Origin of the sequence: Nocardioides scoriae, from assembly GCF_900104965.1 — a bacterium.
GTDB lineage: Bacteria > Actinomycetota > Actinomycetes > Propionibacteriales > Nocardioidaceae > Marmoricola > Marmoricola scoriae.
In genome coordinates this window covers 47936-61667 of sequence record NZ_LT629757.1, presented here as the reverse complement: position 1 = coordinate 61667, position 13732 = coordinate 47936, and the positions used below count along the sequence as shown (strand labels likewise).

The window sequence follows — 13732 nt, the reverse complement described above, 5'->3', positions numbered from 1 at the left end:
GGGTCGGGTCGTGCGCTCAGCCGCGGTGCGCGTCGGCCGCGGCCTGCACCTCGGCCACGTGGGCCTCCCACCAGGCGTCGTCGCGCCCGGGGTCCTTGACGCGGCCCGAGCGGGGGTCGAGCGACTCGCGCAGGACGTCGGCGTGGCCGGCGTGGTGGGCGGTCTCGTCGAGGTGGTGCACCAGCAGCCAGCCCAGGGTGGTGCGGCGCCGGTCCTCGGGCCACCACGGCACCTCGGCGGGCGCGTCCAGCCTCAGGGTGCGGACGGTCGCGTCGGCGTGCGCCCAGGTGCGGCGGTAGAGGCCCTCGACCTCCTCGCGGGACTCCTCGGCCGTGGCCCACATGTCGGCCCCCGCGTCGTACGCCGCGTCGTCGTCCCACGCGGGCGGGTCCGGGAGCGGCCGGCCGACGCACGCCCCGAGGTAGCCCATCTCCACGCCCGCGACGTGCTTGACCAGGCCGAGCAGGCTGGTCCCGGTGGGGGTCATCGGGCGCCGGACGTCGTGGTCGGAGAGCCCGTCGAGGGACCCCAGCAGGGACTCGCGGGCCCGCTGCAGGTAGCGCAGCAGCAGCTCGGCCTGGTCGGGGGCACGCGGGTCGAGGGCGTGCGCCGGAGGTGCGGCGTCGGGCGGGGCGGTCTCCGCGCTCTCGGGGGTCTCCATCACGGCACCCTAGGTCCGTCGACCGCGACCGTCACCTCACCGGTCCCGCTCGAGGTCCTCCACGGCGCGCCGGGCCCGCGCCTGGCTCTCCCGCGCCTCGCGCAGCACCCCGTCGGCGTCGGCGAGCGCCTCCTGGGCCTCCTCGTGGTCCTCGTCGACCTGGTCGGCCCGCTCCTCGATCTCGGCCAGCCGGCGCCGCAGCTCCTCGGCCTCGCCCTGGAGCTGCAGCCGCCGGGCGTCCAGCGCCTGCACCGACTCCTCGACCTCCGCGTGCTCGGCCTCGGCCGCCCGCACCGCCTCGTCGGCCTCCTCGAGCGCCTCCTGCGCCGCGGCCAGCCGGGCCCCCTCGTCGACCACCACGCGCAGCGCGGGCGGCCCGGGGACGGCGTCGTCCTCCCCCTCCCCGTCGTCCGGGGCCGGCTCTGCCCGCACGCCGAGCGCGTCGGGGACCGCGACCACCGCCGCCACGTCGAGGTCGTCGACGCCGGTCGAGGTGAAGGCGGACACGACACGACCGGTCAGCACCACCTCCGCCGCGACCGGGTCGAGCATGGCGGCGGTCAGCACCCCCTCGACCTGCTCGGCCACCGGTTCCGAGAGCCGGGTGCCGGCCTGGCGCGCGCGGGCGCGGGCCGTCGTGGTCAGCGCGCTGGTCAGCTGGCGCCGCTGCCGGGTGAGCTGGCGCAGCTCGTCGCCGTCGAGCGCAGCGGCCGCGGCGCGCAGGGACTCGGCCAGGCCCAGGACCTGCTCGATCTGCTCGTGCTCGCGACGCACGAGCAGGTTGACCGCCCAGGCGGCCACCGACGGCTTGCGCAGCTTCTTCACGGCGGCGGCCAGGGGCTTGTCACCGGACGCGGTGGCCTGCTTGGCCAGGGCGTCGCGGGTGGTGACGAAGTCGGCGACCGTGCCGGCGTACAGCGGCTCGGCGAGGGCCGCGAGCTCGTCCGCGTCGGTCGGGGCCATGCCCGCCAGGCTAGTCCCGCGCGTCCCCGGCGGCGGCGCGCGGCTCCTCGACCGGCAGCGGCTCGGCCGGCGGGCCGGCCGCCTCGCCGCGGGTCTCGTCGGCGCGCACCACCACGACGCCGGCCAGGATGAGCAGGCCACCGAGCAGCTGCACCAGGCCCGGCAGCTCGGCCAGCAGCAGCCAGGCGAACAGCACCGCGAAGAGCACCTCGGACAGGCCCACGAAGGAGGCCAGCTTGGCCCCGAGGAGGCGGGCACCGACGATGCCCGCGACGTACGCCGTGGCGGCGGCCAGCACGGCCAGCTCCACCACCGGCACCCACCAGGGCAGCGAGGCCCCGGCCAGGGTGACGTCGGCCGTGCGGAAGGTCATCGGCAGCAGCCCGACCAGCCCGAGCACCCCGAAGCCGACGCCGCCGACCACCAGGCCTCCCCCGGCCAGCGCCATCGGCGGCAGCGAGTCGTCGCTGGAGGCGCCCGACATCACGAAGTACGACGCCAGGCCGAGCGCCGCGAGCAGCCCCCAGGCCACGCCGACACCGCTGATCTCGACCGCCCCGCCGCCGGCCAGCGCCGGGAGGTCGAGCACCAGCGCCAGGCCGGCCAGCGCCAGGGCCACGCCCAGCAGGGTCGGCAGCGACGGCAGGCGACGGCGCACCAGGCTGGTCCAGCCGACGACGAGGATCAGGCCGAGGTACTCCAGCAGCAGGGCCACGGCGACCGAGAGGTGCTGCACGGCGTAGAAGAACGCCAGCTGCGGCAGGGCGACGGCCATCACGCCGTACACCACGACCTGGACCCAGCCGCGCCGCAGCAGGTCCCAGCGTCCGTCGAGGGCGCGCAGCGTCGGCACGAGCAGCAGCAGCGCCGCACCGGCGATCCGCAGGAACACCACCGAGCCCGGCGTCCACCCGGTCTCGAGCAGCGACTTGGCGAACGGGCCCGAGGTGCCGAAGGTGGCGGCCGAGACGAGCGCGAAGGCGAGGCCGCGCCCCGAGCGCGCTGCCACCGGGGCACCGGTCGGGGTGCCGGGGCCGGCGCCGCGGGTGGCGCCGGCGGCGGGGGTGCTCGCGGTGCTGGTCGGCACGAGGCCACCGCCCTTCGTCTCGTCAGGGGTCAAACAGTGGGACACCAGTTACTGTAGGGAGATGAGCAGACAGGAGTCAACATGACTTTTGCCCATGACACGGAGCTGGCGCTGGCCGCCGCCACCGCGCTGGTCAACAGCGACCCGGCGGGCGGGTCGGGCGAGGACACCCTGCGCACCCACGACGACCTGGTGCGCTTCCTCGACGAGCAGGGCTGGTTCGGCAGCCGCCTCGGCGACGCCGACGAGCTGGAGGCCGTCCGGGCGCTGCGGCCCGGCCTGCGCGAGCTGTGGCACCTGGACGAGGACGCCCTCGTCGAGCGGGTCAACCAGATCCTCGCCGACGCCGAGGCACTCCCCCAGCTCGTCGACCACGACGGCCTCGGCTGGCACATCCACGCCGTGCCGCAGGACGCGCCGCTGCACCTGCGCATGGCCGTCGAGGCCGCGATGGCCTTCGTCGACGTCGTCCGCTCCCACGAGCTCGACCGGCTCAAGACCTGCGCCGCCGACGACTGCGCCAACGTCGTCGTCGACCTCTCGCGCAACCGCTCGCGCCGCTTCTGCGAGGACGGCTGCGGCAACCGGGAGAACGTCCGGGCCTACCGAGACCGCCAGCGCGCGGACTGACTGGACGTCCTTTCCAGCTACCTGACGTCTGTTGCAACACCCGTCAAGCGGCTGATCACCCGGACGTCCGGGTGATCAGCGGGCCTCACGCCTGCTGCTGGCGCTCCACCTCGGTCGGCCGCCCCGCCCGGTGCCGCACGACGTCACGGGCGAACTCGTAGCCCGAGGTCATGGTCAGCACCACCGCGACGGCCAGGGCCAGGGCGGAGATCCACCACAGCGCGTCACCGACGAGCGCGAGGCCGCCGTCCAGCAGGCCGAAGGGGGCCACGAAGCCACCCAGGGCCAGCGCCTGCATGGTCGTCTTGACCTTGCCGCTCTGCTTGGCCGGCATCACGATCTCCTTGGCGATCGAGAGCCGCGCGAAGGTGACCCCCCACTCGCGCACGAGCACCAGCACGGTGATGGTCCACCACAGCCACGCCGGCATGAAGTCGGCGATGATCGCGAGGCCGATGAAGGCCATCCCGGTCATCGCCTTGTCGGCGATCGGGTCGGCGATCTTGCCGAAGTCGGTGACCAGGTCGTGCTTGCGGGCCAGGTCGCCGTCGATCTTGTCGGTCAGCATCGCCAGCGCGAACAGCACGAACGCGATCCAGCGCCACAGCAGGTCGTGGCCGCCGTCGTGGAGCAGCGCCCAGCCGAAGAACGGCACCATCACGATGCGCAGGGTGGTCAGCGCGTTCGGGACGTTCCAGTTGCTCGGGGTCCGACGGTGGGGCTGGTCGGGGGCGGCGGGCTGGCTCAACGACGCTCCTCCGGGGCTGGTGCGGCACCGACCACGGCCACGAGGTCGACCCCGTCGGTCTCGACGACGCGTGCAGGGATCATGTCACCCACGGCCACGGCCGGGTCCACGCCGCGCAGCAGCGTGCTGCCGTCGACCTCGGGACCCTGGTGGGCGGCGCGGCCCTCGACGACCAGCTCGCCGTCGTGGTCCTCGACGGACTCGACGAGGACCAGCACGTCCTCGCCCACCCGCTCCTCGGCCCGCTGGGCGGTGAGCTCCTCGGCCAGGGCGGTGACGTGCTCGAGCCGCTCGCGGATCTCCTCGGGGTCGAGCTTGTCGGCGAAGCCCTCGGCCTCGGTGCCGTCCTCGTCGGAGTAGCCGAAGACACCGATCGCGTCGAGGCGGGCCCGGGACAGGAAGTCGCACAGGACCTCGAGGTCGTGCTCGGTCTCGCCCGGGAAGCCGACGATGAAGTTGGAGCGGGCCCCGGCGGTCGGCGCCAGGGCGCGGCCCTGCTCGAGCAGGCCGAGGAAGGACTCGCTGTCGCCGAACCGGCGCATCCGCCGCAGCACGGGGTTGGAGGCGTGCTGGAACGACAGGTCGTAGTACGCCGCGACGCCGGGCGTCCCGGCGATCGCCTGCAGCAGGCCCGGCCGGGTCTCGGCGGGCTGCAGGTAGGAGACACGCACCCGCTCGACGCCGTCGACGGCTGCGAGCTCGGGCAGGATCGTCTCGAGCAGCCGGAGGTCGCCGAGGTCCTTGCCGTACGACGTGGAGTTCTCGCTGACCAGGAACAGCTCCTTGGCCCCCTGCTCCGCCAGCCAGCGGGCCTCGGCCAGCACGTCGGAGGGACGCCGGGAGACGAACGAGCCGCGGAAGGCCGGGATCGCGCAGAAGGTGCAGCGGCGGTCGCAGCCCGAGGCCAGCTTGAGCGGGGCCATCGGCCCCGCGTCGAGGCGGCGGCGCTCCCCGTGCCCGGGCTGGTACGCCGGCGCGGCCGCGCGGTCGACCGGGGAGATCGGGAGCAGCTTGCGTCGGTCCGACGGCGTGTGCGGGTGGTGCTGCTCGCCGGCCAGGATGCCCCTCAGCTTGGCCGCGATGTCGGGGTAGTCGTCGAAGCCCAGGACCGCGTCGGCCTCCGGCAGCGAGGTGGCCAGGTCGGCGCCGTAGCGCTCGGCCAGGCAGCCGACGGCGACCACTGCCTGGGTGGACCCGCCGTCCTTGAGGTCGGCCGCGGCGAGCAGGGTGTCGACCGAGTCCTTCTTGGCCGCCTCGACGAAGCCGCAGGTGTTGACCACCACGGTGTCGGCGCCCTCCGGGTCGTCGACGAGCAGGAAGCCGCCGGCCTCGAGCCGGCCGGCCAGCTCCTCGGAGTCGACCTCGTTGCGGGCGCATCCCAGCGTGACCATCGCGACGGTCGTGGGGGCGGGGGCTGGCGGAGCGGCGTGGGAAGTAGTCATGAGCCTGGTCGAGTATGCCTGCTCGGGGCCGCCCGCACGAACTGGCGACCCGGCCCGGCTCCCCCGCCGCTGCCAGCCGTCACCGGCCGGCCAGCGGCGGGGATCAGCCGAACTGGCGGTTGTCGGCGGCCGCGCTGGCCCCGACGGTGCCGCGCGCCTTGCCGAGGTAGGAGACCTTGACGGCCTGGCCGTTGCTCGCCGTCACGTCGAAGGGCGCGGTGCCGATGACCTGCTGGCTCTGGCCGTCGGCCAGCTCGCCGGCCCACAGGATGCGGCCGGCCTTGTCGCGCACGACCACCTGCGGCGACGCGCCGGCGGCGCTCACCTGGAGGGCCGCCAGGGTGCTGGCCGGCGCCTTGCTGGGCTCGGTGCCCGCGAGGCCGGCGGAGTCGACGACGCCCGGGGCCGGGCTGACCAGCTCCTGCGGGGTGTCGTTGAAGATCCGGGCCACGCCCCAGATCGCGACCAGGGCCAGCACGCAGGCGGCCAGCAGGCTCCAGCGCGGACCGGACGTCGAGGTCCGCACGCCGCCGCCGATGCCGGTGGCGAGCTCGGCCTCGAAGACCTGGCGGGCCTCGATCTCGGCCTGGGCGTAGCGCAGGTCGTAGACCTCGACGAGCTGCTCGGCGTCGAGCCCGAAGACGCGCGCGAGGGTGCGGATGTGGCCGCGGGCGTAGAAGTCGCCGCCGCAGGCGGCGAAGTCGTCGACCTCGATGCACTCCAGCACGTGGGGGCGGATCCGGGTGCGCTCGCTGAGGGTGTCGATGCTGAGCCGGGCGCGGTGGCGCGCGGCCGCGATCATCGGGCCGATGACGGCGTCCTCGGGGGCCACCAGCGCGGGCGCGGGCGGCAGGTCGTCGACCCGGGCCACGAGGACCGGCGCGCCGGCACGCTGGGCGGGGATGGCGGGCGGGTCGGGCAGGCGACGCACCGACTCGCGGTGCACCTCGGCACGGGCGGCCGGGCGCGAGCTGCGCGTCGGCTCGACCGGGGCGTACGCCGCGACCTCGTCGGTCCGCTCGGGCTCGGCGGCCGCGGCCGGCTCGACCAGCACGGCCGCGACGGGCTCCTCGACGGGCTGGTCGGCTGGCTGGTCGACGGGCAGCTCGACGGGCAGCTCGGCGGCAGCCTCCTCCACCGGCTCCTCGACCGGCTCCTGCGGCTGCTCCTCGACGGCGACCGACCGCGGCGCGCGCGCCGGGACCGGGCGGGTCAGCACGAGCACCGGCACCTGGCCCTGGCCGAGGGCGTCGAGGTCGGCGACCAGGTCGCCGGTGAGGCCGTCGAACTCCAGCCGCGTCGCGAGGCCCAGCGGCACCGCGAGCTCGGGCAGGGGCGGCGTGGCGGCGACCGCCTCGCCGTCCGCGGCTCCGTCGAGCGGGGCCTCGGCCCCGCGCGGGTCGACGTCGGCGCCGACGGGGTGGACCACGAGCTGGCCGTCGCGCAGGAAGCGGCCCGACGAGCGGACCTCGACCCGCTCGACGTCCTGCCAGCGGACGCCGTGCCAGGTGTCGCCGCGCCGGACGCGGACCCCGAGCTCGTCGGCCACCATCAGGGGCGTGCGGGCGTCGCGGACCACCATCAGCTGCACCACGCCGACCACGGCGGGCACCAGGCACCAGATCCAGTCGGTGGGCTCACCGGTGCGCAGCGCGCGGGCGAACCACGCCACGGTCAGGACGGCGGACAGCAGCGCCACGACCGCGGCGATGCGGGCGTCGTGCCGGACCGAGACCCCGGTCTGCTCGGCCGTGATCGGTGCGTTCACTGCTCCCCCTGGATGGTGGCGACGACCTCGTCGAGGTCGTCGGGCTTGATGAGCACGTCGCGGGCCTTGGACCCCTCGCTGGGGCCCACCACCCCGCGGCTCTCGAGGATGTCCATGAGGCGCCCGGCCTTGGCGAAGCCGACGCGCAGCTTGCGCTGGAGCATCGAGGTCGAGCCGAACTGGGTGGAGACCACCAGCTCGATGGCCTGGACCACCAGCTCCATGTCGTCGCCGATGTCGTCGTCGAGCTCGCGCTTGGAGGCCGCCGGGGCGGTGACGTCCTCGCGGTAGTTGGGCTCGAGCTGGGTCTTGCAGGCCGCCACGACCAGGGCGATCTCGGCCTCGGTGACCCACGAGCCCTGCACGCGCACGGGCTTGGAGGCCCCCATCGGCAGGAACAGGCCGTCGCCCTGGCCGACCAGCTTCTCCGCGCCCGGCTGGTCGAGGATGACCCGGCTGTCGGCGAGCGAGCTGGTGGCGAAGGCCAGGCGGGAGGGCACGTTGGCCTTGATCAGACCGGTCACGACGTCGACCGAGGGCCGCTGCGTGGCCAGCACCAGGTGGATGCCGGCGGCACGCGCGAGCTGGGTGATGCGGACGATCGCGTCCTCGACGTCGCGCGGCGCGACCATCATCAGGTCGGCGAGCTCGTCGACGATCACGCACAGGTAGGGGTACGGCGTGAGCACGCGCTCGCTGCCGGGCGGCACCTGCACCTTGCCGGCCCGCACCGCCTTGTTGAAGTCGTCGACGTGGCGGAACCCGAAGTGGGCCAGGTCGTCGTAGCGCAGGTCCATCTCGCGGACCACCCACTGCAGCGCCTCGGCGGCCTTCTTGGGGTTGGTGATGATCGGGGTGATCAGGTGCGGGATGCCCTCGTAGGCGTTCAGCTCGACCCGCTTGGGGTCGACCATGATCATCCGCACCTCGTCGGGCGTGGCCCGCATCAGCAGCGAGGTGATCATCGAGTTGATGAAGGACGACTTGCCCGAGCCGGTGGCACCGGCGACGAGCAGGTGCGGCATCTTGGCCAGGTTGGCGACCACGAAGCCGCCCTCGACGTCCTTGCCCAGGCCGCACACCATCGGGTGGTGGTCGTTGCGCGCGACGGGGCTGCGCAGCACGTCGCCGACCGACACCACCTCCTTGTCGGTGTTGGGGATCTCGATGCCGACCGCGGACTTGCCGGGGATGGGCGAGAGGATCCGCACGTCGGCCGAGGCCACGGCGTAGGAGATGTTCTTCGCGATGCCGGTGATCTTCTCGACCTTGACGGCCGGGCCGAGCTCGACGATGTAGCGGGTGACCGTCGGGCCGCGGGTGTAGCCCGTGACCTGCGCGTCGATGTCGAACTCCTCGAGCACCTGGGTGAGCCGGTTGACCACGGCGTCCGAGGCGGCCGAGCGGGCCTTGTGGACCGAACCGGGCTTGAGGACCTCGCTGTCGGGCAGCGAGTAGGTGACGTCGCCCGAGAGCGAGAGCTGCTCCACGCGGGCCGGCAGCGGGGTGTGCGGCGGGGGCTCGAGGCCCTCCTTGGCGGCCGGCTCGGCCGCTGCGCGCGCGGCGGGACGCGCCGGCTCCTCGTCGTCGGTCAGCGCCAGGTCGATGCCGGGGTCGCGGGTGGGGGCGGCCGGCTCGGCGTCGCGGCGGCGCGAGCGGCGCTTGACCTCGCGCTCCTCCAGCACCGGGGAGTCGTACGCCGGGTCGCCCATGTCGGGGTCGATCTCGTCGTCGAGCGCGCGGCCGCGGCGGCCCCGGCCGGTGTCGTCGTCCTCGTCGACCAGGTCGTCGGGGTGGGTGCCCATGATCCGCTCGCCGAGCTCCCGGAACCGGGCGGGGATCTGGTAGACGGGCGTGGCCGTCACGACCAGCAGGCCGAACAGCGTGAGCAGCACCAGCAGCGGCACCACGACGTACGCCGTCTGCAGCAGGTCCATGAGCAGCTTGGAGACCACGAAGCCGACGGCCCCGCCGGCCTGCTGGAGGGGGCGGGTGTCGCCCAGCTCGGGGGCGGGCGAGCCGTTGGCCAGGTGGACGATGCCGAGCACGCCGAACAGCAGGGTGCCCCAGCCGATGACCTGGCGTCCGGCCGGGCCGTTGCGCTCGGGGTCGCGCAGGTTGCGCCAGGCCACGAAGACGAGCAGCAGCGGCACGAACCACGCCACCAGCCCGACCGAGCCCGCGACGACCGCGCGCGTGAAGTCGCCGAGCCAGCCCGGGAGCTGCCACCACACGGCGGCGGCGACCACGACGGCCAGGCCCAGCAGGAACAGCCCGGCCCCGTCGCGACGGTGCTCGGGCTCGAGGTCGGAGGCGGTGTGGCCGACGCGGCGCACCCCACCGCCTACGGCGTGGGCCAGGCCCAGCCAGGCGGTGACCAGCACGCGGGCCAGGGCCAGGAAGAGGCGGGCGACCGGACCGGTGCCGTTGCGCACGGCCCGGGGTGCGGGCCGCTTGGCTGCCCCCCTGCCGCGCGCGGGCGCCTTGGCCGCGGCACGGCCGGAGGTGCGTCCGGAGGTGGAGGTGCTTCCCGACGACCGGGTGCGCGCACTCGCGGGCTTGCTGCCGGACTTCTTGGCAGTGCTGGAGCTGCGCGACCCCGGGGGGGAAGACGTACGGGTCGCCATGCTGCGGAATCTACCCGCGCACCACTCCCGCCCCGCGCGTCACACGCCGGGGGGCCGGGGGTCGGCTGTCGTGGTGGGGCTCAGCCCTGGGACGCGGCGGCGGGGTCGTCGCGCGGGCCCGGCTCGAGGCCGTCCTCGTCGTCGACGGGCCGGCGCAGCGGGAGCCGCAGCCGGAAGACGCTGCCGCGACCCAGCTCGGAGGAGACGAGGATCTCGCCGCCGTGCATCTGGGCGATCCGGCGCGAGATCGCCAGGCCCAGGCCGGTGCCGGGGATCGAGAGCGCCTCGGGGTTGCTGGAGCGGTGGAAGGCCGAGAACAGCTGCACCTGGTCGGCCGCGGAGATGCCGAGGCCGGTGTCGGCGACCTGGACCCACGCGTGGTGGCCGTCCTGGCCGACCGAGACGTCGACCGAGCCGCCGGGCAGGGTGTACTTCACGGCGTTGCTGACCAGGTTGTCGACGACCTTGCCCAGCTCGTCGGGGTCGGAGGTGACCTGGACGTCCTCGGCGGGCAGGTCGACGGTGACGCCCACCGACCCCTGCTCGGCCGCGATCGTCATCAGGTCGATCGACTGCTCGGCGAGCACGCGCAGGTCGACCGGACGCCGCACGGTCTCGCGCTTGTCCTGGACCTGGGAGTAGTTGAGGAGGTTCTGGACCAGCCGGTTGAGCCGGTCGGCGTTGCGCGAGATGGCGTCGACCGACGGCATGCCGGTGTCGAGGTCCTCGAGCAGCTCGATGTGGCCGATGATCGAGGTCAGCGGCGTCTTGAGCTCGTGGGAGATGGTCGCGATCAGCTCGCCCTTGTAGCGGTCGAGCTCCTGGAGCTCGCCCACCAGGTGGCGCTCGCGGTCGTAGAGGCGGGCGTTGAGCACGACCCGGCCCAGGGTGCGCCCGACCTCCATGACGGCGTCCTGCTCGTCCTCGGTCCAGGGGTCGCGGGTGTCGCGCGCGAGCAGCACGTAGCCGAGCACCTCGCGGCCCACGCCGATCGGGGCGAACATCAGGCTGTCCTCGGCGTTGTCGCGCAGCAGCTCGCGCACCAGCACGCGCTGCTCGTCGTCGAGGTTGTCGTCGAGCTCGAAGGAGTTGGTCTCGGTCACCAGCACCGGTCGGCCGAGCTTGGCCGCACGGGCCGCCAGCAGGCTCTTGACCTGGACCAGGTCGGGGCTCTGCTCGCGCTCGTCGGGCGGGTACGCCGCGGACTGCTCGATCTGCCCGAGGTCGCCGCTGGGGAAGCAGCGGATCCACAGGTGCTCGGTGCGCAGCCCCTTGGCCACGGCCTGGGCCGCCTCGCGCAGCGACAGGTCGAGCTCGGCCAGCTGGCCGGCCGAGGACACCGCCCGCAGCATCGAGCCCATCCGGACCTGGTTGCTCAACCGCTCGCGCTGCTGGGCGTTGTACATCGCCAGGCCGGCCTGCACCACGAACATCTCGAGCAGCTCGCGCTCCTCGCGGTTGGGGATGCGGTTGCCCGGCGGCAGGTCGACCGACATGTTGCCGAGCAGCTGGCCGGTCGCGGAGTAGAGGGGGGCGTAGAGGGCGTCGAGCGGGTGCCACGCGTCGGGGCCGGCGTCGGGCTCGAACTCCGGCACCCACGCGGACTCCTCGAGCGCGTCGGGCATCCGGTCGTGGGGCACGAAGCGCAGCACGCCCCACTCGTCGGCCTGGGCGAACTCGTTGAAGATCGAGGCCACGGGGGTGCGCCGGCCGATGATCTGCTCGCGGACCTCCTCCGAGCCGGCCACGGTGGTCATCACGAAGGTCTCGCCCTCGAGGCGGGCGATGGCGGCGATGCCGAAGCCCAGCACCTCGACGACGCCACGGGCGATCTCGTCCAGCACCTCGGACAGGTCCGTCGACGAGTTGACGCGCAGCATCAGCTCGTAGAGACGGCGGATCCCCTCGGCACGAGGAGACTCTGTCATTTGCATGGGCTGGTCCCCCCAGGACCGAACTGGCTAGGCAAGGGCCCGACCTGGACCTTCGCCCCGATTCTAGGGTGACATGTCCGATATGCGTGCTGGTTTGGCCCAGTTACGAGACTACGCCCCCAGGGCGGGTCACCACATGGTGCACGGGGGCCATCCACGGGGCGACCCACGCTCTAGGCCTCCAGCACCACGGGGACGATCATCGGCCGGCGCCGGTGGGTCCCGCTGACCCAGCGCCCGACCACGCGGCGGATGGTCTGCTGGATCTGGTAGGTGTCGTCGACGCCCTCGCGGACGGCCTTGTCGATGGCGTCCACGATCGGGCCCTTGATGGCGTCGAAGGTGGTGCCGTCCTCGGCGAAGCCGCGGGCGTGGATCTCCGGCCCGCTGACGACCTTGCCGCTCTGGGAGTCGACCACGACGATGACGGAGATGAAGCCCTCCTCGCCGAGGATGCGCCGGTCCTTGAGCGAGCTCTCGGTGATGTCGCCGACCGAGCTGCCGTCGACGAACACGTAGCCGCAGTCGACCTTGCCGGTGACCGTGGCCAGGCCGTCGACGAGGTCGACGACCACGCCGTCCTCGGCGATGACCACGCGCTCGGCCGGCACGCCGGTCTCGCGGGCCAGGGCGGCGTTGGCCAGCATGTGGCGCATCTCGCCGTGCACCGGCAGCACGTTGCGCGGGCGCACGATGTTGTAGCAGTAGAGCAGCTCGCCGGCGCTGGCGTGGCCGCTGACGTGGACCAGGGCGTTGCCCTTGTGCACCACGTTGGCGCCCCAGCGGGCGAGGCCGTTGATGACGCGGTAGACGGCGTTCTCGTTGCCGGGGATGAGCGAGGAGGCGAGCACGACGGTGTCGCCCTCCTCGATGTGGACGAAGTTGTGGTTGCGCTGCGCGATCCGGCTCAGCGCCGAGAGCGGCTCGCCCTGCGACCCCGTCGAGATCAGCACGACCTTCTCGGCCGGCATGTCGGCCAGCGCCTTGGCGTCGACCAGGATGTCGGGCGGCACGGTGAGGTAGCCGAGGTCGCGGGCGATCGCCATGTTGCGCACCATCGAGCGGCCGACGTAGGCCACCTTGCGGCCGTGGGCGGCCGCGGCGTCCATCACCTGCTGCACGCGGTGCACGTGGGAGGCGAAGCAGGCCACGATGATGCGCTGCTTGCTGGTGGCGAAGACGCGGTCCAGGACCGGGGAGATCTCCTTCTCCGACGTCGTGAAGCCGGGCACCTCGGCGTTGGTGGAGTCGGTGAGGAACAGGTCGACGCCCTCCTCCCCCAGCCGCGCGAAGGCCCGCAGGTCGGTGATCCGGCCGTCGAGGGGCAGCTGGTCCATCTTGAAGTCGCCCGTGTGCAGCACCGTGCCGGCCGGGGTGCGGATCGCGACCGCCAGGGCGTCGGGGATGGAGTGGTTGACCGCGACGAACTCCAGGTCGAACGGGCCGAAGCTGATCCGGTCGCCCTCGGCCACGATCGCCTTGACCGTGCTGCGCAGCCGGTGCTCGCGCAGCTTGGAGCCGAGCAGGGCCAGGGTGAGGTTGGACCCGACGAGCGGGATGTCCTCGCGCTCGCGCAGCAGGTAGGGGACGGCGCCGATGTGGTCCTCGTGGCCGTGGGTCAGCACGAGGGCCTCGACGGTGTCGAGGCGGTCCCGGATGAAGTCGAAGTCGGGCAGGATCAGGTCGACGCCCGGGTGGTTCTCCTCGGGGAACAGCACGCCGCAGTCGACGATCAGCAGCCGGCCCTCGAACTCGAAGACCGTCATGTTGCGACCGACCTCGCCCAGGCCGCCGAGGGGGACCACCCTCAGGCCGCCCGAGGGCAGCGGCGGTGGGGCGGACAGCTCGGGGTGGGGGTGGCTCACGGGTCTC

Annotated in this window: 10 protein-coding genes; 1 reads left to right on the top strand and 9 read right to left on the bottom strand. The window is 73.6% G+C overall.

Annotated elements, in window-relative coordinates; translation table 11 throughout:
• Positions 1-16: 16 nt before the first annotated feature.
• From BLU55_RS00250 to BLU55_RS00240, 3 genes are read right to left on the bottom strand one after another with little or no spacing between them, the layout of a single operon-like run.
• Complete coding sequence (locus tag BLU55_RS00250) at positions 17-661, bottom strand: DinB family protein (RefSeq protein WP_091724987.1); 645 nt, start codon at positions 659-661, stop codon at positions 17-19.
• Between the two features lie 36 nt (positions 662-697).
• Positions 698-1624 (bottom strand): hypothetical protein, encoded by a 927-nt coding sequence (locus BLU55_RS00245; RefSeq protein ID WP_091724985.1) that lies wholly within the window; start codon positions 1622-1624, stop codon positions 698-700.
• A gap of 10 nt (positions 1625-1634) precedes the next feature.
• A complete protein-coding gene (locus tag BLU55_RS00240; RefSeq protein ID WP_091724984.1) occupies positions 1635-2711 on the bottom strand; it encodes an EamA family transporter in 1077 nt (358 codons plus the stop codon).
• 81 nt (positions 2712-2792) lie between these two features.
• On the opposite strand from BLU55_RS00240, the gene BLU55_RS00235 reads away from it, so the two are divergent.
• Positions 2793-3341, top strand: coding sequence for a CGNR zinc finger domain-containing protein (locus BLU55_RS00235; RefSeq protein ID WP_091724982.1), 549 nt, complete (start codon positions 2793-2795; stop codon positions 3339-3341).
• 85 nt (positions 3342-3426) lie between these two features.
• On the opposite strand, the gene pgsA is transcribed toward BLU55_RS00235, so the two are convergent.
• The 6 genes from pgsA to BLU55_RS00205 form a co-directional block, all read right to left on the bottom strand.
• A complete protein-coding gene (gene pgsA, locus BLU55_RS00230) occupies positions 3427-4089 on the bottom strand; it encodes a CDP-diacylglycerol--glycerol-3-phosphate 3-phosphatidyltransferase (RefSeq protein ID WP_091724980.1) in 663 nt (220 codons plus the stop codon).
• Positions 4086-5531: a 30S ribosomal protein S12 methylthiotransferase RimO gene (rimO, locus tag BLU55_RS00225; RefSeq protein WP_091724978.1), complete on the bottom strand. Its 1446-nt coding sequence runs from the start codon at positions 5529-5531 to the stop codon at positions 4086-4088. Before rimO ends, pgsA begins: the two co-directional genes overlap by 4 nt.
• Before the next feature lie 103 nt (positions 5532-5634).
• A complete protein-coding gene (locus BLU55_RS00220) occupies positions 5635-7299 on the bottom strand; it encodes a helix-turn-helix domain-containing protein (RefSeq protein WP_091724976.1) in 1665 nt (554 codons plus the stop codon).
• Positions 7296-9926 (bottom strand): FtsK/SpoIIIE family DNA translocase, encoded by a 2631-nt coding sequence (locus BLU55_RS00215; RefSeq protein ID WP_091724974.1) that lies wholly within the window; start codon positions 9924-9926, stop codon positions 7296-7298. The genes BLU55_RS00220 and BLU55_RS00215 overlap by 4 nt, the downstream gene beginning before the upstream one ends.
• Positions 9927-10006: 80 nt before the next feature.
• Entirely contained in the window at positions 10007-11854 is a 1848-nt protein-coding gene (locus tag BLU55_RS00210) for a sensor histidine kinase (protein WP_172833834.1), read from the bottom strand.
• A 179-nt stretch (positions 11855-12033) separates the two neighbouring features.
• Complete coding sequence (locus BLU55_RS00205; protein WP_091724971.1) at positions 12034-13725, bottom strand: ribonuclease J; 1692 nt, start codon at positions 13723-13725, stop codon at positions 12034-12036.
• Positions 13726-13732 lie beyond the last annotated feature (7 nt).